The sequence below is a fragment of the Gordonia sp. SMJS1 genome, assembly GCF_029866425.1.
GTDB lineage: Bacteria > Actinomycetota > Actinomycetes > Mycobacteriales > Mycobacteriaceae > Gordonia > Gordonia hongkongensis.
Map to the genome: position 1 here is coordinate 3,168,470 of NZ_CP123381.1, position 22,819 is coordinate 3,191,288.

Consider the following 22,819-nt stretch of genomic DNA (forward strand, 5'->3'; position numbering starts at 1 on the left):
GTCAGCTCACCGCGCCGTTGATGACGGAGACATCGATCATGCCCTCCTCGAGGCCCCAGTTGGCCGCGATCTCTTCGTACTGTCCGTTGTCCATCAGGTACTGCACGGCCCGCTGCAGTGCGGGCGCGAGCGGTGAGCCCTTCCGCACCGGCCACCCGTACGGCGCGGAGTCGAAGACCCCACCGGCGGGCTTCAGCCGGTCGTCGGTGCGTTTGATCGCGTAGGCCGTGACCGGTGAGTCGGCCGACATCGCGTCAACCCGACCCAGGATCAGTGCGTTGACGGCCTCGTCCTGGCTGTCGAACCGGACCTTGTCGATCGCCGGTTTGCCCGCAGCGACGCACGCCGCGCTCTTGGCGGGAACCTCGTCGGTGTCCTCATAGGTGGTGGTCTGCACCGCGACCCGGAGCCCGCAGGCGTTGTCGGGGTCGATCTCGTCGTCGTTGTCGCTCGCCTGCGCCCACTGCACGCCCGCGCTGTAGTAGGTCACGAAGTCGACCTGCTTCTCGCGTTCGAGGGTGTCGGTGAACGACGACATCCCCAGCTGATAGGTCCCGGCCTGCACCGAGGGGATGATGGTGTCGAACTGGGACTCCTTGTAATCAGGAACGAGTCCGAGCACCTTGCCGACGGCGTTCATCAGGTCGACGTCGTAGCCGATGATCTTTCCCGATGCATCCTTGAACTCATTCGGCTGGTACGGGATGTTGACCCCGACGATGAGGCGTCCGGTGCGCGCGATCTCCGGTGGGACCAGCGCGGCGATGTCCGGCACCGTCGCGACGTCGACGTCGATCGGCACGACCTGACCGGCGCGCTCCCGCGCCTCGTTGTCCACGCATCCGGTCACGACGACGAGGACGGCGAGCAGGACGCCGAGCCAACGAGCCACCCGCGTCACACCACTACCCTTCGTCCGGCCGATCGCACCAACTCACTGTAGTTCGCCCGCCGCGCCCCGGCTCGCCACCCGCCGTTCACGCGCGTAGCGAGCGCCTCACCACCTGCTCCCTGAGGAGCGGCCGGAGCTTGCGGAGGCTGCGTCACCACCTGCTCCCTGAGGAACGGCCGGAGCTTGCGGAGGCTGCGTCACCACCTGCTCCCTGAGGAGCGGCCGGAGCTTGCGGAGGCTGCGTCACGAAGGGTCCTGGTGAGACGGGTTGCGGGACCCTTCGTGGCTCGTCGCTTGCGCTCCTCGCACCTCAGGGAGCAACGGGGGTCGTCGCTAGCGCTCCTCGCACCTCAGGGAGCAACGGGGGTCGTCGCTTGCGCTCCTCGCACCTCAGGGAGCAGTAATCGGCCTCCCTCCGAGCACAACGAGTTCTTTCGTAGTCCGCTCGCAGAGCTCACCGCTCGACGATCCGCCGGACCACCGCGTCGGCGAACTCGGCGGTGCTCGCCTCGCCGCCCAGGTCGCGGGTCGCGGTGTGCGCGAGCGTGTCGGCGACAGCGGCGTCGATCCGGGCACCGACCGCGACGAGGGCCGCGTCGTCGGTCATCTGCCCGTACCTCTGGAAACCCATGGCCACCGAGGCGATCATCGCGACCGGGTTCGCGATGCCGCGCCCGGCGATGTCGGGTGCGGCACCGTGCGACGCCTGCGCCATCACGCGGGACTCCGAGCTGTTGACCGAACCGGCGATGCCCAGCGAACCGGCGAGCTCGCCGGCGAGGTCGGACAGGACGTCGCCGAAGAGGTTCTCGGTGACGAGGACGTCGAAGTCCGCGGGACGCCGAACCAGCAGGGCCGCCATGGCATCGACGTGTTGCTCGGACACCTCGATCTCGGGGAACCCGGCGGCGATGTCGCGGCATGCATCCCGGAACAGGCCGGTGGTCATGCGCAGGACGTTCGCCTTGTGCACGATGGTCAACCGCGGCTGCCGGTCGGAACCCGCACGCTCGATCGCGGCGGCGCATGCGACTCGCGCGATTCGCTCCGACGCCGCGCGTGTGACGAGCCCGACCGCCAGTGCCACGTCGGGTGTCGGCATGAATTCGCCGCTGCCGACCGCCATGTTGCGATCGGCGTAGAAGCCCTCGGAATTCTCCCGCACGACCAGGACGTCCATGTCCGGCCGGAGCGCCGGAACACCCGGAAATGCCCGGGCGGGACGGAGATTGGCGAACAGGTCGTACCGGGTTCGCAGGACCGCTCCCGGCGTGCGGTCCCCATGACCCGGCGGGTACGCCGCCGAGTCGTGGGGGCCGACGATCCAGAAGCCGAGCTCGTCGAGGGCCGTCAGCGTCTCCGCCGGCACCGGATCGCCGTGCGAGGTGATCGCAGACAGCCCGAAAGGTAAGTGCTGCCAACTGATCTCGATCGATTCCGCACGAGCGGCAGCCTCGGCGATCGTCACCGCCGCCGGCACGATCTCGGGTCCGATCCCGTCCCCGACGAGGACTCCGAACTCTCTGTCCCGGTCACCCATCAGTGAGCTGCGTCGTCCCAGGAGCGTCCGAACCCGACCGACACCTCCAGCGGGACGGACAAGGTGATGGCATTGCCCATCTCTTCCCGGACAACGGCCTCGACGGCCTCCCGCTCACCCGAGGCGACCTCGATCACGAGCTCGTCGTGGACCTGGAGAAGTGTTCGCGACGTGAGCCCTTCAGCTGCGAGGCGCTTGTGGACGTTGATCATCGCGACCTTGATGATGTCGGCGGCGGTGCCCTGGATGGGAGCGTTGAGCGCCATCCGTTCTGCGGCCTGCCGGCGCTGCCAGTTGTCGCTGTTCAGATCGGGCAGATACCGCCGGCGACCGAACAGTGTTGCGGTGTACTCGTTTCGGCGGGCCTCGGCGACCACGTCGTGCAGATAATCGCGCACCCCGCCGAACCGCGCGAAGTACGCCTCCATCTGCTCCTTGGCCTCGTCGCGGCTGATCTTGAGCTGGGCGGCGAGCCCGAATGCGCTGAGCCCGTAAGCGAGTCCATACGACATGGCCTTCACCCGGTGGCGCATCTCGGTGGTGACCTCGTCGATCGGCACCCCGAAGGCCCGTGACCCGACGAAGTTGTGGAGGTCTTCCCCGGTGTTGAAGGCCTCGATGAGGCCGGCGTCCTCCGACAGGTGTGCCATGATCCGCATCTCGATCTGGCTGTAGTCGGCGGTCATGAGGCAGTCGTAGGGCACACCGGTCGCGGTGTCGGCGCCGACGATGAAGCCGCGCCTGATCTCGCGGCCCGCCTCGGTACGCACCGGGATGTTCTGCAGATTCGGTTCGGTGGACGAGAGGCGTCCCGTCGCGGCGATCGTCTGATTGAACGTCGTGTGAATACGTCCGTCGTCCGCGACCGACTTCAGCAGCCCGTCGACAGTGACCTTCAGCCGCGTCGCGTCGCGGTGCTCGAGGAGGTGTGCGAGAAAGGGATGCTCGGTCTTCTCGTACAACGACTGCAACGCGTCGGCGTCGGTGGTGTAGCCGGTCTTGGTCTTCTTAGTCTTCGGCATGTCCAGCTTGTCGAAGAGAATGGTCTGCAACTGTTTCGGCGAACCGAGGTTGATCTGTTCTCCGATGACCTCGTAGGCCGCCTCGGCCGCGGCGCGGATCCGGTCGGCGAACATCCGCTCGAGGGCACCGAAATGATCGACGTCGACGGCGATGCCCGCGGCCTCGGCATCGGCGAGCACGAACGACAGCGGCAGTTCCATCTCGGTGAGCAGCGGTTTGGAGTCGATCCGGTCCAGTTCCGTGTCGAGCGTGTCGGCGAGTTCCTGGACCGCCCGCGCCTCGAGCATGTGCTGTTCGGCCACCCGCCCGTCCGAATCGTCGTCGAGCAACGACATCTGGCCGTCGCCCGGGCCGCCGTCGGCGCGCAGTTCACGACGCAGGTAGCGCAGCGCGAGGTCGTCGAGGTTGAACGTCCGTTGTCCCGGTCGGACCAGGTAGGCCGCGAGCGATGTGTCGCTGGTGACACCGTCGAGCTTCCAGCCACGTGAGCGCAGCGCGTGTACGGCCCATTTCGCCTCGTGAACCGCCTTCGGCGCGGACGGGTCGGCGAACCAATCCCCCAGTGCCGCCTCGTCTTCGGGATTCAGCGCGGTCACATCGACATAGGCGGAGGTCCCATCAGCGGCCGCGACCGCCACCCCGGTCGGGTCCGCCCCGACCACGACATGCGGGGCGGTGACGGCGAGACCGACGCGACCGGTGCGCGCATGCTCGGTCAGCCATCCGGCGACCTCACCGGCACCCAGGACCGCACCGTCGAGATCGAAACCTGCTTCCGCCTCGGGTTCGACCGAACTCAACGTCGAGAAGAGACGGTCTCGCAAGACCCGGAATTCCAGGTCGTCGAACAGCTGGTGGATGCGGTCCCGGTCCCACCCGACCATGGCCAGGTCGTCGGGGGACGTCGGCAGCTGCATGTCCCGGACGAGCTCGGTGAGCTGTCGGTTGGTCTGTACCGACGCCAGATGAGCGCGCAATGCGTCGCCGACCTTGCCCTTGACCTCGTCGACGTGATCGACGAGGGCCGCGAGCGACCCGTACTCGCGGATCCACTTCGAGGCGGTCTTCTCCCCGACTCCGGGTATACCCGGCAGGTTGTCGCTGGGGTCACCGCGCAGCGCGGCGTAATCGGGGTACTGGGTGGGAGTGAGACCGTACTTCTTCTCGACCTCCTCGGGCGTGAACCGCGTGAGGTCCGACACGCCTTTGCGCGGATAGAGCACCGTGGTGGAGGCGTCGACGAGCTGCAGCGAGTCGCGGTCGCCGGTGACGATCAGGACCTTGTATCCGTCCTCCCGGGCCCGCGTCGCCAAGGTCGCGATGATGTCGTCGGCCTCGTAACCCTCGATGGCCAGCACCGAGACACCCAGCGCGTCCAGGACCTCTTTGGTGAGATCGACCTGGCCGTTGAACTCGTCCGGGGATTTGGACCGCTGCGCCTTGTACTCCGGATACATCTCCGACCGGAACGTCTTGCGTGAGACGTCGAAGGCCGCGGCGATGTGCGTGGGCTCCTCATCGCGCAGCAGGTTGATGAGCATCGAGGTGAAGCCGTAGACGGCGTTGGTCGTCTGCCCCGAATGGGTTTTGAAGTTCTCCGCCGGGAGCGCGAAGAACGCCCGGTACGCCAGGGAGTGCCCGTCGAGCAGCATCAACACCGGCTGCTTGGTCTTGCCCTTGGCGCCGGGTGCCGCCTTGCCCGTCGATCCGGTGGCCTTGGCTGGGGTCGTTGCCGGGGAACTCTGCGCTGGACTCACAATCGCCGAGTCTAGTGACCGCCCCCGACACAGCCTGCCGGACTCCTCACACTCGGCCTCTCACGGGAGGGGCCGGTACATGGACCACACCTTGGGGCCGTCGAGCGGCAGTTCGAACTCCTCGGTCACGCTGAACCCGAACCGCTCGTAGAGCGGCACGTTGCGGACGTTCGAGCACTCGAGGTAGGCGGGTCCGTCGATCTGCTCGAGTCGATGCCCCAGGAGAGACGTGCCCACCCCGACCCCGTGCACCGGCGCCCCAATCTGACCGAGGTACCAGTGCGGCTCCTTGGGACGTCGTTTGCCGAACTCCTCCTCGAGCTTCATCCCGCGGCTCATCCGCGAGCCCATCGCCCGGAAGAAGCCGACCATCGACACCATCTGCGACAGGGCCGAGACCTTGTGGCCCGGGGGATCCCAGGCGGCGGCACCGACCGGTTGCCCGTCACGCATCGCGAGATCGAGCGTCGAATTCGGGCCGTGGCTGTACTTGAGCAGGGTGCGGAACATGATGAGATGCCGCGCCGTGTCGGGCTGCATCCAGACCGTCACCGGGTCGTCGGCGAAGGCCTGTGCCAGCAACGAAGCGGCGAGTTCGACGTCTGTGGTGGTGGACACGCTGACCGGGACCATCGGACCAGCGTACGACCCGGATCGGGTCTCCGACAGCACATCGCGACTTCCCGACTGGGCAGCGTCGGGGAGAAGTTACCTCCGGGAAACGTCGTTGTCGCCACGTGGTGACGACGCTGGCGCTAATGTCCCGCAAGGTGACATCGCAACGCGCCGGCACCGCGCCGCAGACGCCGCCACGATGCGCTCTCGACGACCGTCCCGATCGCGAGAGCCATCCGTCTGGCCACCTTCCACCGATGCGCCGGTCGGCGATCGCCATGCTGGTGTTTCTCGCCGCGTCGATGCTGTTCGGGCTGTTCGGCGCCTCCCCGGCCGCGGCCGCGCCCGGCGACTCGGTCCGCGTCTTCGGCGTGCTGCGCAACGGTACGGACAAGGTCGCCGGCGTCGAACTCGAGGCCAAGGACGCATCCGGAACCGTTGTCGGCACCGCGACCTCGTCGGCCACGGGTGCGTGGTCCATCAACGTGCCACCCGGCCAGTACACGATCGTCATCAACACCGACTCACTCCCCGACGGCGTCGAGGTCCAGAAGGCGGAGCTGCCCGTCGACGTCAGCGGTGGCACCGCGCGACCGGTCATCTTCTCCTTCGGCGATGTCCGCACCGGCACCGAGGTGTCGGCAGTCTCCGAACTGACACGGCTGGCCATCGACGGCATACGCTTCGGCCTGATCATCGCGATCACCGGCGTCGGTCTCAGCCTCATCTTCGGCACGACCGGACTGACGAACTTCGCGCACGGCGAGTTGGTGACACTCGGCGCGGTGATCGCATGGGTGATCAACGTCAAGCTCGGCGTCCAGCTGATCCCGGCGACGATCCTGGCGGTGATCGTCGGTATCGGTATCGGCATCCTCAACGAGCTCGGTCTGTGGAGACCGTTGCGAAGACGACGAACCGGGCTGATCGCCATGCTCGTCGTGTCGATCGGCCTGTCGCTGGTGCTTCGCTACCTGATCCTGATCTTCTTCTCCGATCGCGCCGAACCGTTCGACGACTATCAGGCGCAGACCCAGATCGGCTCGGGCCCCTTCGCGATCACACCGGTCAACCTGGCCTGCATCATCATCAGCATCGTGGCCCTGCTCGGCGTCGCACTGCTGTTGCAGCGCACCAGGATCGGCAAGGCCATGCGCGCCGTCGCCGACAACAAGGATCTCGCCGAGTCGTCGGGTATCGACGTCGACCGGGTCATCTTGTTCGTGTGGGCCCTGGCCGGCGGTCTGGCGACGCTCGGCGGCGTGATGTTCGCGCTCTCCGAGCTCGGCGGCCGGGTGCAGTGGGAGATGGGCTTCAAACTGCTCCTGCTGATGTTCGCCGGCATCACACTCGGCGGCCTCGGCACGGCCTACGGCGCACTGCTCGGGTGTGTCATCGTCGGTCTGCTGGTCCAGTTGTCGACCTACATCCTCAGTCCGGACCTGAAATACATCGGCGGGCTGCTGATCCTGATCATCATCCTGACCATCCGGCCCCAGGGCATTCTCGGATCTCGAGCGAGGATCGGCTGACCCATGGACATCATCTCAGCGCTCCAGATAGCGATCGCCCAGCTGATCGGCCCGTCGGCGATCTTCTACGCCCTGCTGGCCATCGGCCTGAACCTGCACTTCGGCTACGCCGGCCTGCTCAACTTCGGCCAGATCGCCTTCGCACTGCTCGGCGGATACGGCGTCGGCATCATGGCGGTGAACTACGACCAGCCGTTGTGGCTCGGCGCCATCATCGGCATCGCCGCGGCCGGGATGCTGGCCGTGGTGCTCGGCCTGCCGACCCTGCGTCTGCGCGCGGACTATCTGGCGATCGTCACCATCGCCGCATCGGAGATCCTGCGCCTGGTCTTCCGTTCGACGTCGACCGACGAATTCACCCGGTCCACCAACGGCATCTACGGATACGCGGGCAGCTTCTTCTCCATCAGCCCGTTCGACAACGGCAAGCAGTACTCGTTCCTCGGGGTCAAGTTCCTCGGCGGCGACCTGTGGTCGATGGTGGTCGGCTGGATCGTCGTCGGCTTGCTGTGTGTGATGGTGTACCTGCTCGTCCGCAGTCCGTGGGGCCGCGTCCTCAAGGCGGTGCGCGAAGACGAGGACGCCGCCCGCTCGCTGGGTAAGAACGCCTACTTCTACAAGATGCAGGCCCTGGTACTCGGCGGTTGCATCGGCGGCCTCGCGGGTGTCTTCAATGCCTTTGCGACGCAGTCGATCAATCCCGACTTCTATTCGACCGCACAGACCTTCTTCGCCTACGGCGCGCTGATCCTCGGCGGGGCGGCGACGGTGTTCGGTCCGGTGCTCGGTGCCATGCTGTTCTGGTTCCTCCTCGCGGTCCCCGACGCACTGCTGCGGCAGGCCACGTCCGGCGACGACCCGCTGTTGAATCTGTCCGCGCAGCAGGTCGGCGCATTCCGCTACGTTCTGCTCGGTCTGGCGATCATCCTGATGATGGTGTTCAGACCTCAGGGCCTGCTCGGGAACAAGAGGGAGGTGCAGCTCGATGCCTGACGACCCCACCTACACGGGTACTGCGGCCATCCGGGCGACGCGCCGGGACCTCACCGCGTTGTCGGCCGCGGAGCGTGCCCAGCTGTTCGCCGGCGTTGCCGCCGAGTCGGGTTCGCCCAAACCCGATCCGATCATCGTGGTGGACAACATCTCCCGTACTTTCGGCGGCATCAAGGCGGTGCAGGTCGATCATCTCGAGGTGCAGCGCGGCGCCATCACCGGCCTGATCGGCCCCAACGGCGCGGGCAAGACCACCTTCTTCAACCTGATCACCGGCTTCGACAAGCCCGACTCCGGCACGTGGTCGCTCAACGGCGACTCCCTGGGCCGGATGGTTCCGCATCAGGTGGCACGCCGCGGCATGGTGCGTACCTTCCAGCTCACCAAGGCGCTCGCGAAACTGACTGTGCTGGACAATGTCCGGCTCGGCGCGACCGGGCAGCGGGGTGAGCATTTCCTTGCCGCACTCGCGCCCTGGGTGTGGCGCAGGCAGGAGGCCGAGGTCACCGAACGCGCACACGAGTTGCTCCGGCGCTTCAAGCTCGACGCCAAGGCCGACGACTTCGCCGGCTCCCTGTCGGGCGGGCAGCGCAAGCTGCTGGAGATGGCGCGCGCGCTGATGACCGACCCCGAGATCGTGATGCTCGACGAGCCCATGGCCGGCGTCAACCCGGCCCTCACCCAGAGTCTGCTCGAACACATCAAGTCGTTGCGGGACGAAGGGGTCACGGTCGTCTTCGTCGAACACGACATGGACGTCATCCGCGACATCAGCGACTGGGTCGTCGTGATGGCCCAGGGTCAGATCATCGCCGAGTCGCTCCCGGATCGGTTGGGCGACAACGACGCCGTCGTGGACGCGTACCTCGGCGGGCATCACGACCAGGCCCTGGAGTTCGACGATCAGGGTCGGCCGGTGGGCGCCACCGCCGTACTCGCCGAGAAGGTCGAGGCGGCCATCGAGGCGACGCTGGAGGACGGCGGGGATCTCTCGGAGGTCACCGAACTGCCCCCACGACCCCGGACACGAAGAAGGACGGACGATGAGCACCGACCCCGGTCCCGGACAGCTGACGCCCGCGCAACTCGCGGCCACCGCCGAGGAGCACCGCAAGCTGGCCGGCAACGCCCTGATGCGGGCCGACGACATCACCGCCGGCTACCTGCCCGGCATCAACATCCTCGAGGAATGCAACTTCTACCTCGGTGACGGGGAGATCGTCGGGATCATCGGCCCCAACGGTGCCGGGAAGTCGACGCTGTTGAAGACCCTGTTCGGACTGATCCCGGTGCGCAAGGGTTCGGTGACCCTCCGTGGCGACGACATCACCTCGGCCAAGGCCCACGTCCTCGTCGACAAGGGTGTCGGTTACGTCCCGCAGACACAGAATGTGTTCCCCGCGTTGACGATCGAGGAGAATCTCGAGATGGGCGTCTATCTGCGGCCCAAGACCTTCGCCAAGCGGTTCGACTTCGTGTCCGAACTCTTCCCGCTGCTCTCGGAACGGCGAAAGATCAAGGCGGGTGCGCTCTCCGGCGGCGAACGGCAGATGGTCGCGATGGGCCGTGCGCTGATGATGGACCCAGCGGTACTGCTGCTCGACGAGCCGTCGGCCGGTCTGTCCCCGATGTTCCAGGACGAGGTGTTCATCCGCTGCAAGGCCATCAACGCGACCGGCGTCTCGATCATCATGGTCGAGCAGAACGCCCGGCGGTGCCTGCAGATCTGCGACCGCGGGTATGTCCTCGACCAGGGCCGCAACGCCTATACGGACACCGGCCGCAACCTGGCCACCGACCCCAAGATCATCGAGCTCTACCTCGGCACGCTTGCGGGCAGCTCCGAGAAGAACTGAGGTCATAGGCCCGTCCCGACGGCACTTCCCCCGCCGACCGCACCGACGACGAGACCCCCGGCCGAAGCCGGGGGTCTCGTCGTGTGCGGGTCTTACTGCGCCGCGACCGAGACGTACTTGCGCGTCGGGGTGAGCAGCTTGTTGGCGTCGTCGAACTCCAACACACCGTACGAGCCGACACTCGGCTCACCGGCTGCGTTGAACGCCAGGTTGCCGGTCTTGCCGACGTAGGCGATCGTCTTGCCACCGTTCAGCAGGTCCAGGCAGGCCTGGTAGGAGTCGCAGTTCTCCTCGCCGTTGGTCACCCCGATGATGTTTGCCGCGATCGCGCGGCCGTCGGTCGACTTGGCCGCGGTGGCCGCGAGTGCACTCAGCACCGTGGCGTCGTAACTCTCACCCGAGTAGTTGAAGTCGATGAGATCGCCGTCGACCTCCTTCAGGGCCGCCTGGAAGTCACCGCTGGTCTGGGTGAGCGGCGTGGTGCCCTTCATGCCTGCGAGCAGGCCTGGACCGACGGCCTCACCGAGGGCGTTGCCCATGTTGCCGTCGACACCGTAGACGAGCTTTCCGTCGCTCGGGCCGATGCCCACCTCGTGCATACGGGTGATGATCTTGGCGCTCTCCTCGAAACCGATGACCGCGATGCCGTCCGGGTTGAAGTTCTTCACCTGATCGACCTCGGCGTTGAACGACTGGGCGTTCGGATCGTAGATGATCTTCTGGATCTGGTCGGCCGGGACACCCGCGGCCTCGAGATCGCGAACGGTGTTGTCGGCCAGTCCGGTTCCGTACGGGTCGTTGAGCGCGAGGATCGACACGCGCTGCACGCCGTCCTCAGCCATCGTCTGCGAGAGCGCCTGCGCCTGGAGGGTATCCGCCGGCGCGGTGCGGAAGTACTGCCCCTTGTCCTCGTAGCAGGTGAATTCGTCGGAGGTGTTGGCGGGCGAGAACATGACCGCACCCGCGTTGGCGACCTTGTCGATCACCTTCAACGACACCGAGGACGACGCGGCACCGATGATCACCTGCGTTCCGGCGCTGAGTTCGCGGTCGACGGTGGCGTTGGCCGTGTCTGTCGTGGTGTCTCCGGAGTCACCGGTGACGAGCTCGACGGGTTGGTCGAGGACCCCGCCGGCGGCATTGATGTCCTTGATCGCGAGCTCCACGCCTGCCTCCATGGGCGGTCCGAGGAAGGCCAGCGAACCGGTCGCCGGAAGCAGGGTGCCGACCTTGAGTGCGGCCGTGCTCGCCGGGCCGGGGACAGCCTTGGGCGGGTTGCACGCCAGCTTCTGTGCGAGGCCGAGGCCCGGAGGTGCGGGGGTGGACTCGACGGCGGCACTCGACGACGCCTCGGAACCGCCGTCGGAACCCGAATCTGAGCTGCTACAGCCCGCGATCACCAGCGTCGCCGCCGCGGTCACGACCACTGCCCCGCTCCTCAAAAAGCGTACGGACATCGATGCTCTCCTTGCGTCTGGCCTGCGCGTTCGGCGTTCGGCCGGTGCGTTCGGCATTTGTCACGAAGGCGGCGCATCGCCGTAGGGCGAACCGCGCCTCGCAGGAGAAAAGCTAGCGCGATCTTGTTGCGGCTGCGTAAAGACAGTGAAACTGGTTTGCGCGCAGAGGCATTGCGTCGTCCAGGGGTTCTGGATCAGTCGCTGCCGAGCGTCTCGACGACAACCTGCGCAACGGCTTTCATGGTGGTCCGGCGGTCCATGGCCGCGCGCTGTATCCATTTGAAGGCCTCTGGTTCGGACAGAGCCTGCTTCTCCATCAGCAGGCCCTTGGCCCGCTCCACGAGCTTGCGGGTCTCCAGCCGCTCGTTCATGGTCGCGACCTCACGCTCGAGCTGTTTGAGCTCCTGGTAGCGACTCACCGCCACCTCGATGGCCGGCACCAGATCGGCCTTCGTGAACGGCTTGACGAGGTAGGCCATGGCACCGGCGTCGCGCGCCTTGTCGATGAAGTCGCGTTGGCTGAACGCGGTCAGCATGACGACCGGGGCGAGGCGCTTCTCGGCGATCTCGGTCGCGGCATCGATACCGTCGCGCACGGGCATCTTGATGTCCATGATCACGAGGTCGGGGGCCAGCGACTCGGTCAACTCCACGGCGACCTGCCCGTTCGGCGCCTCGCCGACGACGTCGTAGCCCTCTTCACGCAGCATCTCGGTCAGATCCATCCGGATCAACGAATCGTCCTCGGCCACCAGCACGCGGTGTGTTGTCGTGGTCTCACCGGCTGCGGTCGTCGCACTGTCGGTCACCGTCACCATCCCCTCCTCCGCGTCGCTGACGCCACGTCTGTGTGCACGCAGAGTACCGGTTGGCAGGCCGCTCGGCCGATCATCTAGAGTTGGTTCCCGGCGCGGGCAACCCGCGCACTGGCCCCCGTAGCCCAATTGGCAGAGGCAACGGATTCAAAACCCGTCCAGTGTCAGTTCGAGTCTGACCGGGGGCACCAGAAACGACCTGATCACCGCCCGCTTTGCGGCGGCTCGGCACACTCACCAGGCCAACGCCGGTTCGCAGCCGCCGACGCCGATCCCGACATCGTCGCAACGCACTGTCCGGACCCCGAACAGACGCCTCAGGAGCTCATCGGCACCCAGGTCGGTGTGCTCCGCCCAGCGTCGGACACGGTGTCGTGCACGCGACGCCGTGAGCGTGACCGACGCCGGCCGCAACCCGCCGAAGTCCACCGTCACCTGGCCACCCTCCCCCGGTGCGACGCGCGTCGCGAGGAGCGCGAGCGAATCAGCGGAGAAGACCACGGGCCCGGCAACCTCGACGACGAACCTGCACCGCGACAGCGTCGACGCGTCCGGGCCACCGATCCGGATTCGCGAATCACGGACTCCGAGCTGAGCAACCAGCGTTTCGGCGTCGTCCCCGACAAGCCAGGCGGCGGCATCGGACCCGCGCAGGGCGCTGCCGACGGTGTGCAGCAGCGAAGCCGCGGTGTGGCCGTCCGTCGACACCAGCACGACGATGTCCGGGATCGGATACAGCAGCCCGGCGGTCCGGGCCGCCGGGTCGGTGACGAGCGGGGCGAGGGCCAACGCTTCGACATTCTTCGCCGAGACCCGTTCGGACACAGCGCGTTCTGCCCAGTCGGGTCCGTCGTGCCAGGCGACGGCGTCGGGTTCGTGAGCGAACACCGCACCCATCATGAAAGCCCGGTTCGCGAATTCCCAATCCTCTCCCCCGTACTGGACGAACGAAGGGTCGAATCCTCCCACGTCGTCGAACAGCTGTCGGCTGCAGCTCATCACCGCGCTGATCATGTACTTGTAGCCGTCCCAGCCCGGGACCAGGAGGTTGGATGTGCGGTCATAGGCGTCGACCAGCCACTCGGGTTCGTGGTCGTGCGCGGCCTCGAGATGCCGCTGGGCGGACAGCCATTCGACCACCGAGCGCGGCTCGACCTGACTCAGGTCCCCGTGCTTACGACGGCCGACCACGAGTACATCGGGCACCGCGGCGGCCAGTCGGACCATGTGCGAGATGTAGCCGGCGGTCGGAACCGTGTCCGCGTCGAGGAAACACAGCACCGAGCCGTTCGACGCAGCGACACCCAGGTTGCGGGCGGCTGCGGCTCGAAATCCCTTGTCCTCCTGCCTGACCACGGTGATGGCCAACCGGGAGGTCCACGCGCTCACATCCGGGGGAACTCTCGATCCGTCGTCGGCGACCACCACCTCCAGTCGATCCGGCGGATAGGTCTGCGCCGTCAACGCCTCGAGGACCAATGAGAGTTGGTGTGGCTGCTCGTAATACGGGATCACGACGCTCACCAAGGGTCTCGACGAAGTACTCCCGACCAGGTCCCAGCGATTGTCGGGCACGATGGTCCGGCCATCGTCGAGTCCGACGATCGTCACGCACTCCACCGCCGCAGCAACAGCTCGTGACTCCGACCGACATCGGCGGCGGTCGGCGACGGCGACACCGCCGCATCGATCCGCGTGGATTCCGGCTCCGCGAACGCACTCTCGATGGCGGCCCGGAGCGCAACGTCGTTGTTGTCGTGCATCGTGAGCACGCCCGGCGACCGAGCGGCGAGTTCCTCGGTGTAGGCGGTCCGCGGAACCAGCGGACGACGTCCGGCCGAGATCCAGGAGTTGATCGAACCGGATGCCGACATGTGCCGGTGGTATGCGACCGGAACCGTGACGTCGGCCGACGCCCGGCGGAGTTCGTCGTCCGTCAGGTAGCCGGTGATCGTGCATCGCCTCCCCGTGTCCGCGGCGAGCTTCGCGAGGTCGTCGGCGAGATCGTCGTGGCCGGGCGACGGAGTTCCGAGCGCCACGAAGCCGACCGATGGATCGAGACCGGCCATCGCTCGGAGCGTCTCGATGTGACCCTTCCCCGGATACAGGTAGCCGAGCACACCGACGGTCAATTCGTCTGAGTCCGAGGGCTTGTGGGCACGGACGGCGTCGAACATCAGCGGCACTACCTCCACCTCGATCGACGCGTCGACATACTCGGCGAAGAGCGACGCCTCGTGTCGGCTGGACACGATCACGCCCGCCGAAGACCGGGCCACCGCTCGGAAGAACTCGATGCGGGCCGGCATCGCCCGTCCATCCGAGGGCTGCGGCAGATCGTGCAACGTCACCGAGACCGGACGTCGGAGCCCCGCAATCATGGCGAGCAGGTTGTCGCGCGCTCGCAACGGAGTGTGTCCGAACAGACGGTCGGTCACGTGCATGTGCACGTGTGCGCACTCGGCCAGAACCGAGGACACGCCGGCACAGCGCGTGCGGAGGTGTGCCAGTCGATGATCGCCACCCTGGGCCGTCACCGCGTCGAAGACAGACTGGGCATACCGCACCACACCGTGCGAGCGGGGTCCGACGAGGAGGTGCCCCACTGGGCTCGTCATGACATTCCCAGGATCTCGATGAGATCGCCGTACCGGTCCAGCACGGCGTCGATGAACTCGGGATGCTCTGCGTACCACTGCATCTGACTGCGGTGCACCTCTTTCTCGGTCAGCACCGCACCGTCGACGTCCCAGGACGTCCGCGGGGGCGCCTGGATACCGAGCGCGTCGATCACCCGTCGTTCCAGCGGCGCCCGGATGTTGCCGAGCAGGTCGCGTGACGGCGGGACCGGCGCCGATGCCCCGAGCGCCTCGAGAATCCGACCGCCGAGGGTCAGTAGTACCCGGTTGCCGGGATGGTTGATCGTATGTGCGGCGTCGGCCCCGACGTCGAGCAGGATGTCGGAGATCCCGACGTCGCAGTGTCGCCGCTCGCGAACCTCGAGCTGGGCCACACTCCACTGTGCGGCCTCCCGGAAGCGGTCGGCGGAGACCTCGACATCCCATTCGTCGAAGCGGGTCCGGCCGGCTCTGACCGCCAGGACGGTCCGGAGATCGTGGTAGGGAACAGCAGCGGGTACTGCGGACGGTCGCGCGGGATGTCGGGCGATGACCTGAAACGGGAACAACCCGCCGTAGCGGATGACCGGCCACACCACGACGGTCGCGGCCGGCGCTATCTCCGCGAGGTCGGGTCCACCGATCGGGAGCCCCCGGTATCGGGCACGTACCGGCTGAGAGACGATGACCGCGGCCCGGCGGACGAGGCGTTCGACATGAGCGATGTCGGTGGACTCGAGTTCGTGGACCGGTGGGACTCGAATGGTGCGGAACGGAAGGTCCGGGGAGCTGGACAGCACGATCCGCAGCGCTTCGGCCTGGCAGTTTCCCCAGACGACGAGCAGCTGCTCGTCATCGTTCATCTGCGCCTCGGTGACGCCGTAGAACTCGCCGTAGTGTCGGGTCCGCCCGTCCACCAGCACGGTGTCACTCGACGTCATACGCACTTCGCTGTGGTCGAGCGACCTGGTGGTGTGCTGTCATCGTGTGTATCGACTCCCCTCGCGGACAACCGGCCGACCCCAGCTCCTGGTATATCCGTTCGTCTCGCTGACGAATCATCGGCTTGGTCACACTGCCCCGGTCCCCAAACATTCGGAACGAACCGGAAACCGGACGGGTGAGCGACGGCCCCGGTGATCAGATCACCGGGGCCGTCTGCCGTACAAGAGGTGACGTCACAACGTCCGGGCGATGATCTCCTTCATGATCTCGTTGGTGCCCGCGTAGATCTTCTGGACGCGGTTGTCGGCCCACAGACGCGCGATCGGGTACTCGTTCATGTAGCCGTACCCGCCGAACAGCTGCAGGCACTCGTCGGCGACCACCATGGCCCGGTCACTGTTCCACCACTTCGCCATGGCGACGGTCGGGATGTCGAGCTCGCCCTTGATGTGCTTGTTGATGCAGTCGTCGACGAACACGCGCGCGATCCGTGCCTCGGTCGCCGCCTCGGCGAGTTTGAATTTCGTGTTCTGGAAGCTGAAGATCGGCCGGCCGAATGCCGTGCGGTCCTTGGTGTAGGCGATGGTCTCGGAGACGGCCTTCTCCATGCCGGCCACCGAGGCCAGCGCGATGATCAGCCGTTCCTGCGGGAGCTGCATCATCAGCTGGACGAAGCCCTGGCCCTCTTCGGGGCCGAGGAGGTTCGAGGTGGGGACGCGCACACCATCGAAGAACAGCTCCGAGGTGTCCTGCCCTCGCTGGCCGATCTTGTCGAGTACCCGGCCGCGTCGGAAACCTTCGCGCTCGGCCTCGACCAGGATGAGCGAGATGCCCTTGGCTCCCTCGGAGACGTCGGTCTTGGCGACGACGATGATGATGTCGGCCTGACCACCGTTGGTGATGAAGGTCTTGGAGCCGTCGATGACTTACTCGTCGCCCTGCTTGATCGCCTTCGTCTTCACATTCTGCAGATCCGATCCGGTACCCGGTTCGGTCATCGCGATGGCGCCCACCGCCTCGCCACTGGCCATCTTGGGCAACCAGGTCTTCTTCTGCTCCTCCGAGCCGTACTCGAGGATGTAGTGCGCGACGATGCCGTTGTGCAGGCTGACGCCCCACGAGCTGTCGGCGACGCGCGCGCCTACTCCTCGATGAGCACGGCCTCGTGCGCAAAGGTGCCACCGCCGCCGCCGTACTCTTCGGGAATCGACATGCAGAGCAGGCCGAGGTCACCGGCTTTGTTCCACAGGTCGCGGTCGACATGGTGCTGCTCGATGAACTTCTCGGTGTTCGGCTGGATCTCCTTCTCACAGAAGCTACGTGCGAGATCCCGCAGCGCGGTGAGATCGTCGTCTTCCCAGGAGGACCGTTCGGTCATGGTGTGCGTACCTATCCACGATTGACAGTGTCAACGGTGAGCGTAACAGTCACCGTTGGCACTATCATGGCGGCGTCGTCATCCCTGACTGCGGAGCACGTTCTTCGTCGGTACGGCCGACCACCGCCGACTCGACGACATCGGGATGGCTGTCGAGCACCCGCTCCACCTCGACCGACGCGATGTTCTCACCGCCGGAGATGATGACGTCCTTGCTGCGGTCCCGGATCTCGACGTACCCGTCGGCGTGCATGACCGCGAGATCACCGGTTCGCAACCAGCCGTCGACGGTGGCCGCGGCCGTCGCCGCAGGGTCGCGGTAGTAGCCGAGCATCACGTTGTTGCCGCGGACCACCAATTCACCGATGGTCTCGCCGTCGGACGGGACATCTCGTCCCTCGTCGGACACCACCCGAACCCGCCCTGCCACGATGTTCCCGATCCCCTGCCGTGCCTTGCGTACGGCGCGTTCGTCGTCCGTGGCGTCGTCCCACTGAGGCTGCCACTCGTTCACGACGATCGGGCCGAACGTCTCGGTCATCCCGTAAAGATGGGTGATCTCGATGCCGAGCCCGGCCATCCGCGAGAGCAGCGCGGGAGATGGCGGTGCACCTCCCGTCGCAGCCCGGACGACGCGGTCGAGCCGTGCCGCGGACGGGTCCTCCGCGATCATGGTGAGCACCGTGGGAGCCGCGCTGAAGTGAGTCACCCCTTCCTCGGTGAGGTGGCGCCAGATCCGTCCGGTGTCGATGCTGCGCAGGCAGAGGTTCGTACCACCCGCGGCGATGACGGCCCAGGTGAAACACCAACCGTCGCAATGGAACATGGGTAGGGTCCACAGGTATGTCGAGCCCGGTCCGAGACCGGAGTGGTACGCCATCGCCAAGGACTGCAGGTACGCGCCGCGGTGGTGGTACATCACGCCCTTCGGACGGCCCGTCGTCCCCGAGGTGTAGTTGATCGCCAGCAACCCCCGCTCGTCGGTCTCCCGCCGAATCGGCGCCCCGGCCTGCGCGAGCAGCGACTCGTACTCGTCCGCGCCGTCCGCTGAACCACCCACGACGACCCGGATCCCCACCGATTCGGCGACCGCCCGTGCACGGTCGGCGAACTCAACGGTCGCGACAAGGAGCGTCGCACCGCTGTGCTCCAGGATGTAGACGAGCTCGGGTTCGGACAGCCGGATGTTCAGCGGCACCAACACCGAACCGTGCGCGGGCACGGCGCTGTGCAGTTCGAGCATGACCGCACTGTTCGCACAGAGGGCGGCCACGCGGTCACCCGGCCTGACGCCGAGCGCCTCCAGCGCGGCGGTGACGTGCCCGACCCGCCGATACAGGTCGGCGTAGGTGAGGCGGAGCGCACCGTCGATGACGGCGGTGCGGTCACCCCTGTAGATGTAGTGAGTCGTTGCTCTGGGCGCAACGTTGTGCGACATCTGGCCTCGAGCGGGTGGCCCGCGCGCGCCGCGCACCGGGGAACGGGAGTTCGTCGAAGACGATACTGCGTATGGGTCCGTTAACGTCGGAAGAGCTTGTTGCCCAACCACACCAGCGGGTCGTAGGTGCGGTCGACAACTCGCTCCTTCATGGGGATCAACGCGTTGTCGGTGATCTTGATCTGCTCGGGACAGACGTCGGTACAGCACTTGGTGATGTTGCAGAGGCCCAGTCCGTGCTCGGTGCGCGCCGAGTCGCGGCGTTCGGCCACGTCCAGGGGGTGCATGTCGAGTTCGGCGACGCGCATCAGGAAACGCGGCCCGGAGAAGTTCTGTTTGTTGTCCTCGTGATCGCGCACGACATGGCAGGTGTCCTGGCACAGGAAGCACTCGATGCACTTGCGGAACTCCTGCGAACGCTGCACGTCGACCTGCTTCATCCGGTACTCCCCCGGCGCCAGACCCGGCGGCGGTGTGAACGATTGCACTTCACGGGCTTTGGCGTAGTTGAACGAGACATCGGTGACCAGGTCGCGGATCACCGGGAACGTGCGCATCGGGGTCACCGTCACGACCTCGTCCTCGGTGAACGTTGACATCCTGGTCATGCACAGCAGTTTGGGACGCCCGTTCACCTCCGCCGAACACGATCCGCACTTGCCCGCCTTGCAGTTCCAGCGCACCGCGAGATCCGGGGCCTGCGTCGCCTGTAGGCGGTGGATGATGTCCAGCACCACCTCGTCCTCGTTGACGATCACCGTGTAGTCCTCGAGACCGCCGGCGTCGGTGTCGCCGCGCCAGATCCGGAACTTCGCGTCGTATCCCATGTCAGTCCTCCGAATGCCCCTCGGCTCGCTCGCCACCGGCGCCGGGATGACCGGCTATCTCGGCCGCCGTGTAGTACTTCTCGATCTCGGGGAACTCGAACAGCTCCAGGAGGTCCGGCCGCATCGGCGTCTGTTCCGTGCGCACGACGCTGACCTCCGGCACCGCGGCGTCGTCCCCGTCGAGGTCCGCGGTGCACACCAGCAGCGCATTGCGCCAGTTCGAGTCCATGGACGGATGGTCATCGCGGGTGTGACCACCACGGCTCTCGGTGCGCATGAGTGCGGCCTTCGCGACGCACTCGCAGACCAGCAGCATGTTGCGTAGGTCGACCGCGAGATGCCAGCCCGGATTGAACTGACGATGTCCCTCGACCTGCATGCCGCCCAGGCGCTTTCGCAGGTCCGCGAGCACGCCGATCGCTTCCTGCATCTCGTCCTCTTTGCGGATGATCCCGACCAGATCGTTCATGGCCTGCTGGAGGTCGGTGTGCAGCGTGTAGGGGTTCTCCGGTTTGCCCTCGGCCGGCGGATCGAAGGGCGCCAGCACGGACGCAGCCGCCCGGTCGATGTCTTCGGCGGAGACCGCGGGACGGGTCGTCAGCGATTCGACGTACGCCGCCGCGCCGAGGCCGGCCCGCCGTCCGAAGACCAGCAGGTCCGACAACGAGTTTCCGCCGAGCCGGTTCGAACCGTGCATCCCGCCGGAACACTCGCCGGCCGCGAACAGGCCCGGAACCCGTGACGCGGCCGTGTCCGGATCCACCTCGATCCCGCCCATCACGTAGTGACAGGTCGGCCCCACCTCCATCGGTTCGGCGGTGATGTCGACGTCGGCGAGCTCCTTGAACTGGTGGTGCATCGACGGCAGCCTGCGCATGATCTCCTCGGCGGGCATGCGGGACGCGATGTCGAGGTAGACGCCGCCGTGCTCGGTGCCGCGTCCGGCCTTGACCTCCTCGTTGATCGCCCGCGCGACCTCATCGCGCGGTAACAGGTCCGGCGTTCGCCGGGCGCTGTCGTTGTCCGCCAGCCATTCATCGGCCTCCTCTTCGGTCTCGGCGTACTGACCTTTGAAGACCGGTGGGATGTAATCGAACATGAAGCGCTTGCCCTCGGTGTTCTTGAGAACTCCACCGTCGCCGCGAACACCCTCGGTCACGAGGATGCCCTTGACGCTGGGCGGCCACACCATCCCGGTCGGATGGAACTGGACGAACTCCATGTTGATCAGGCTCGCGCCGGCTCGCAGTGCCAAAGCGTGCCCGTCGCCGGTGTATTCCCACGAATTCGACGTCACCTTGAACGACTTGCCGATCCCGCCGGTGGCGACGACCACCGCGGGCGCCTCGAACACGATGAACCGGCCGGACTCGCGCCAATACCCGAACGCACCGGCGATCGCGTCGCCGTCCTTCAGCAGTTCGGTGATAGTGCATTCGGCGAACACCTTGATGCGCGACTCGTAGTCACCGGTGGCGGCGTAGTCCTCCTGCTGCAGCGAGACGATCTTCTGTTGCATCGTCCGGATGAGCTCCAGCCCGGTGCGGTCGCCGACATGAGCGAGTCGAGGATAGGTGTGGCCGCCGAAGTTGCGCTGCGAAATCCGCCCGTCCGCGGTTCGATCGAACAGGGCGCCATAGGTTTCGAGTTCCCAGACACGATCCGGGGCCTCTTTGGCGTGCAACTCGGCCATGCGCCAGTTGTTCAGGAACTTGCCGCCTCGCATCGTGTCCTGGAAGTGTGTCTGCCAGTTGTCTTTCGAGTTGGCGTTGCCCATCGAGGCGGCACATCCGCCTTCGGCCATGACCGTGTGGGCCTTGCCGAACAGCGACTTGCACACCACGGCCACCGAGTAGCCGCGCTCGCGGGCCTCGATGACCGCTCGCAGGCCGGCACCCCCCGCACCGATGACAACGACGTCGTACTCGTAGCGTTCCGGCTCGGTCATCTAGCGGGACTCCCAACGTTGAGAACGGCTGCACCACAGGCGTTGTGTTGTCAATCGGTCAACCCACGAACCTCAGGTCCGAGATGGTGTTGCTGGCCACCAGCATGATGTAGAAGTCGGTGAGCACCAACGTGCCGAGCGTGATCCAGGCGAATTGCATGTGCCGGGTGTTGAGCTTGGACACCTGACTCCAGACCCAGTACCGCACCGGATGTTTCGAGAAGTGCTTGAGCCGGCCGCCGGTCACGTGGCGACACGAGTGGCACGACACCGTGTAGGTCCAGAGCAGGAGCACGTTGACGACGAGGATCACGTTGCCCAGCCCGAAGCCGAAACCGCCGCCTTCACCGTGGAAGGCGACGATCGCGTCGTAGGTGTTGATCACCGAGATGACCACGGCCACGTAGAAGAAGTACCGGTGCGAATTCTGGATGATGAGCGGCAGTCGCGTCTCGCCGGTGTACCGACTGTGGGGTTCGGCGACGGCGCAGGCAGGCGGCGACAGCCAGACCGACCGGTAATAGGCCTTGCGGTAGTAGTAGCAGGTCAGTCGGAACCCGAGCAGGAACGGCAGCGAGAGGAATGCCAGCGGAATCCACATGGGGAGTTCGGGGAAGGGGGTACCGAAATGACTCGCCCCGGGCACGCACGACTCGCTGAGGCACGGCGAATAGAACGGCGAGAGGTAGTGATAGTCCGCGGCGTAGTAGGCGGTGCGCACGAAGGACCGGATCGTCGCGTAGATGACGAAGGCCGCGAGACCCACGACTGTCAGCAGCGGCGACAGCCACCACCTGTCCTGGCGGAGAGTTCGGGCCAGGATTCGCGCGCGGCCCGGAGAGAAGACCCCGACTGTGTCCCGCTCAGTCGCGGGGGCGCTCACTTCGTGCGCTCACGCGAATGAAAGCCCAGCCCTTCGTCCTGCGCACCCAGCCAGGCCGACTCGTCCGACTTGCAGTCAGGCACATAGATAACCTGGTCTCGTCCGACTTTCGTCTGCAGCAGCGGTGGCGGTGCGTGCTCGAAGTCGTGAAGGTCGATCTCCAGCCGATCCAGATCGTTGGACATTCGCCGAACCGCGTCTACATCGCCGTACTGCGTCTGCAGCGTGGTCATGTGATGCCGTAGCGCACCTATACTCCGATGCAGCTCCTTTATCTCGGTCGGTATCATGGCACATCCCTT

At 66.3% G+C, this 22,819-nt stretch carries 18 protein-coding genes, 1 tRNA gene and 1 pseudogene; 5 read left to right on the top strand and 15 right to left on the bottom strand.

All coding sequences use genetic code 11. The annotated features are described in order from the left end of the window. Position 1: 1 nt before the first annotated feature. The 4 genes from QAD21_RS14405 to QAD21_RS14420 all read right to left on the bottom strand — a co-directional run bounded on the left by QAD21_RS14405 (position 2) and on the right by QAD21_RS14420 (position 5,845). Positions 2 to 901, bottom strand: coding sequence for an ABC transporter substrate-binding protein (locus QAD21_RS14405; protein ID WP_068971375.1), 900 nt, complete (start codon positions 899 to 901; stop codon positions 2 to 4). Positions 902 to 1,346: 445 nt separating this feature from the next. Next, positions 1,347 to 2,432, bottom strand: a complete 1,086-nt coding sequence (locus tag QAD21_RS14410) for an isocitrate/isopropylmalate family dehydrogenase (protein ID WP_065632385.1) — start codon at positions 2,430 to 2,432, stop codon at positions 1,347 to 1,349. Continuing rightward, positions 2,432 to 5,212 (bottom strand): DNA polymerase I, encoded by a 2,781-nt coding sequence (polA, locus tag QAD21_RS14415; protein ID WP_065632384.1) that lies wholly within the window; start codon positions 5,210 to 5,212, stop codon positions 2,432 to 2,434. Before polA ends, QAD21_RS14410 begins: the two co-directional genes overlap by 1 nt. A 60-nt stretch (positions 5,213 to 5,272) precedes the next feature. Next, positions 5,273 to 5,845 (bottom strand): hypothetical protein, encoded by a 573-nt coding sequence (locus QAD21_RS14420; protein ID WP_058251877.1) that lies wholly within the window; start codon positions 5,843 to 5,845, stop codon positions 5,273 to 5,275. Positions 5,846 to 6,084: 239 nt separating this feature from the next. On the opposite strand from QAD21_RS14420, the gene QAD21_RS14425 reads away from it, so the two are divergent. Genes QAD21_RS14425 through QAD21_RS14440 form a run of 4 tightly spaced genes read left to right on the top strand, consistent with a single transcriptional unit; the run spans position 6,085 to position 10,208 of the window. Continuing rightward, complete coding sequence (locus QAD21_RS14425; protein WP_280361745.1) at positions 6,085 to 7,359, top strand: branched-chain amino acid ABC transporter permease; 1,275 nt, start codon at positions 6,085 to 6,087, stop codon at positions 7,357 to 7,359. 3 nt (positions 7,360 to 7,362) lie between these two features. Next, positions 7,363 to 8,352 carry a branched-chain amino acid ABC transporter permease gene (locus QAD21_RS14430; RefSeq protein WP_165629948.1) on the top strand — a complete coding sequence of 330 codons (990 nt, stop codon included), beginning with the start codon at positions 7,363 to 7,365 and terminating at the stop codon, positions 8,350 to 8,352. Continuing rightward, complete coding sequence (locus QAD21_RS14435; RefSeq protein ID WP_280359777.1) at positions 8,345 to 9,562, top strand: ABC transporter ATP-binding protein; 1,218 nt, start codon at positions 8,345 to 8,347, stop codon at positions 9,560 to 9,562. Before QAD21_RS14430 ends, QAD21_RS14435 begins: the two co-directional genes overlap by 8 nt. After that, positions 9,483 to 10,208 (top strand): ABC transporter ATP-binding protein, encoded by a 726-nt coding sequence (locus QAD21_RS14440; RefSeq protein WP_280361747.1) that lies wholly within the window; start codon positions 9,483 to 9,485, stop codon positions 10,206 to 10,208. Before QAD21_RS14435 ends, QAD21_RS14440 begins: the two co-directional genes overlap by 80 nt. A gap of 92 nt (positions 10,209 to 10,300) precedes the next feature. Here the strand turns inward: QAD21_RS14440 and QAD21_RS14445 are convergent, their stop codons facing one another. Together QAD21_RS14445 and QAD21_RS14450 are read right to left on the bottom strand one after the other, a co-directional pair. Next, positions 10,301 to 11,665, bottom strand: coding sequence for an ABC transporter substrate-binding protein (locus QAD21_RS14445; protein ID WP_058251839.1), 1,365 nt, complete (start codon positions 11,663 to 11,665; stop codon positions 10,301 to 10,303). A 194-nt stretch (positions 11,666 to 11,859) separates the two neighbouring features. Beyond that, positions 11,860 to 12,483, bottom strand: a complete 624-nt coding sequence (locus QAD21_RS14450) for a response regulator (protein ID WP_068972546.1) — start codon at positions 12,481 to 12,483, stop codon at positions 11,860 to 11,862. A 111-nt stretch (positions 12,484 to 12,594) separates the two neighbouring features. Here QAD21_RS14450 and QAD21_RS14455 point away from each other — a divergent pair. Beyond that, positions 12,595 to 12,671: transfer RNA gene (locus tag QAD21_RS14455), tRNA-Leu, on the top strand. 43 nt (positions 12,672 to 12,714) lie between these two features. Here the strand turns inward: QAD21_RS14455 and QAD21_RS14460 are convergent. The 9 genes and pseudogenes from QAD21_RS14460 to QAD21_RS14500 form a co-directional block, all read right to left on the bottom strand. Beyond that, positions 12,715 to 14,091, bottom strand: a complete 1,377-nt coding sequence (locus tag QAD21_RS14460) for a glycosyltransferase (protein WP_247449453.1) — start codon at positions 14,089 to 14,091, stop codon at positions 12,715 to 12,717. Continuing rightward, entirely contained in the window at positions 14,088 to 15,098 is a 1,011-nt protein-coding gene (locus tag QAD21_RS14465) for a hypothetical protein (protein WP_247449455.1), read from the bottom strand. The genes QAD21_RS14460 and QAD21_RS14465 overlap by 4 nt, the downstream gene beginning before the upstream one ends. Then, positions 15,095 to 16,039 carry a WcbI family polysaccharide biosynthesis putative acetyltransferase gene (locus tag QAD21_RS14470; protein ID WP_247449457.1) on the bottom strand — a complete coding sequence of 315 codons (945 nt, stop codon included), beginning with the start codon at positions 16,037 to 16,039 and terminating at the stop codon, positions 15,095 to 15,097. The genes QAD21_RS14465 and QAD21_RS14470 overlap by 4 nt, the downstream gene beginning before the upstream one ends. A 237-nt stretch (positions 16,040 to 16,276) precedes the next feature. Beyond that, positions 16,277 to 17,421: pseudogene (locus tag QAD21_RS14475) on the bottom strand (acyl-CoA dehydrogenase family protein). A gap of 64 nt (positions 17,422 to 17,485) precedes the next feature. Continuing rightward, the gene (locus tag QAD21_RS14480) at positions 17,486 to 18,859 is read right to left on the bottom strand and encodes an AMP-binding protein (protein WP_247449459.1); all 1,374 of its coding nucleotides are present in this window, start codon (positions 18,857 to 18,859) and stop codon (positions 17,486 to 17,488) included. Positions 18,860 to 18,939: 80 nt separating this feature from the next. Then, a complete protein-coding gene (locus QAD21_RS14485) occupies positions 18,940 to 19,686 on the bottom strand; it encodes a succinate dehydrogenase/fumarate reductase iron-sulfur subunit (protein ID WP_280359778.1) in 747 nt (248 codons plus the stop codon). A 1-nt stretch (position 19,687) separates the two neighbouring features. Beyond that, entirely contained in the window at positions 19,688 to 21,634 is a 1,947-nt protein-coding gene (locus QAD21_RS14490) for a fumarate reductase/succinate dehydrogenase flavoprotein subunit (protein WP_259936670.1), read from the bottom strand. Positions 21,635 to 21,692: 58 nt separating this feature from the next. Beyond that, positions 21,693 to 22,517, bottom strand: coding sequence for a hypothetical protein (locus tag QAD21_RS14495; RefSeq protein ID WP_165629944.1), 825 nt, complete (start codon positions 22,515 to 22,517; stop codon positions 21,693 to 21,695). Further along, positions 22,514 to 22,807, bottom strand: coding sequence for a hypothetical protein (locus tag QAD21_RS14500; protein WP_065632375.1), 294 nt, complete (start codon positions 22,805 to 22,807; stop codon positions 22,514 to 22,516). Before QAD21_RS14500 ends, QAD21_RS14495 begins: the two co-directional genes overlap by 4 nt. Between the last annotated feature and the right edge of the window lie 12 nt (positions 22,808 to 22,819).

Bases quoted from the DNA above. Each gene is read 5' to 3' on its own strand.
- QAD21_RS14410 (WP_065632385.1), bottom strand. From the start codon at position 2,432: ATGGGTGACCGGGACAGAGAGTTCGGAGTCCTCGTCGGGGACGGGATC.
- QAD21_RS14420 (WP_058251877.1), bottom strand. From the start codon at position 5,845: ATGGTCCCGGTCAGCGTGTCCACCACCACAGACGTCGAACTCGCCGCT.
- QAD21_RS14425 (WP_280361745.1), top strand. From the start codon at position 6,085: ATGCGCCGGTCGGCGATCGCCATGCTGGTGTTTCTCGCCGCGTCGATG.
- QAD21_RS14430 (WP_165629948.1), top strand. From the start codon at position 7,363: ATGGACATCATCTCAGCGCTCCAGATAGCGATCGCCCAGCTGATCGGC.
- QAD21_RS14435 (WP_280359777.1), top strand. From the start codon at position 8,345: ATGCCTGACGACCCCACCTACACGGGTACTGCGGCCATCCGGGCGACG.
- QAD21_RS14445 (WP_058251839.1), bottom strand. From the start codon at position 11,665: ATGTCCGTACGCTTTTTGAGGAGCGGGGCAGTGGTCGTGACCGCGGCG.
- QAD21_RS14450 (WP_068972546.1), bottom strand. From the start codon at position 12,483: ATGGTGACGGTGACCGACAGTGCGACGACCGCAGCCGGTGAGACCACG.
- QAD21_RS14465 (WP_247449455.1), bottom strand. From the start codon at position 15,098: ATGACGAGCCCAGTGGGGCACCTCCTCGTCGGACCCCGCTCGCACGGT.
- QAD21_RS14470 (WP_247449457.1), bottom strand. From the start codon at position 16,039: ATGACGTCGAGTGACACCGTGCTGGTGGACGGGCGGACCCGACACTAC.
- QAD21_RS14480 (WP_247449459.1), bottom strand. From the start codon at position 18,859: ATGTCGCACAACGTTGCGCCCAGAGCAACGACTCACTACATCTACAGG.
- QAD21_RS14485 (WP_280359778.1), bottom strand. From the start codon at position 19,686: ATGGGATACGACGCGAAGTTCCGGATCTGGCGCGGCGACACCGACGCC.
- QAD21_RS14490 (WP_259936670.1), bottom strand. From the start codon at position 21,634: ATGACCGAGCCGGAACGCTACGAGTACGACGTCGTTGTCATCGGTGCG.
- QAD21_RS14500 (WP_065632375.1), bottom strand. From the start codon at position 22,807: ATGATACCGACCGAGATAAAGGAGCTGCATCGGAGTATAGGTGCGCTA.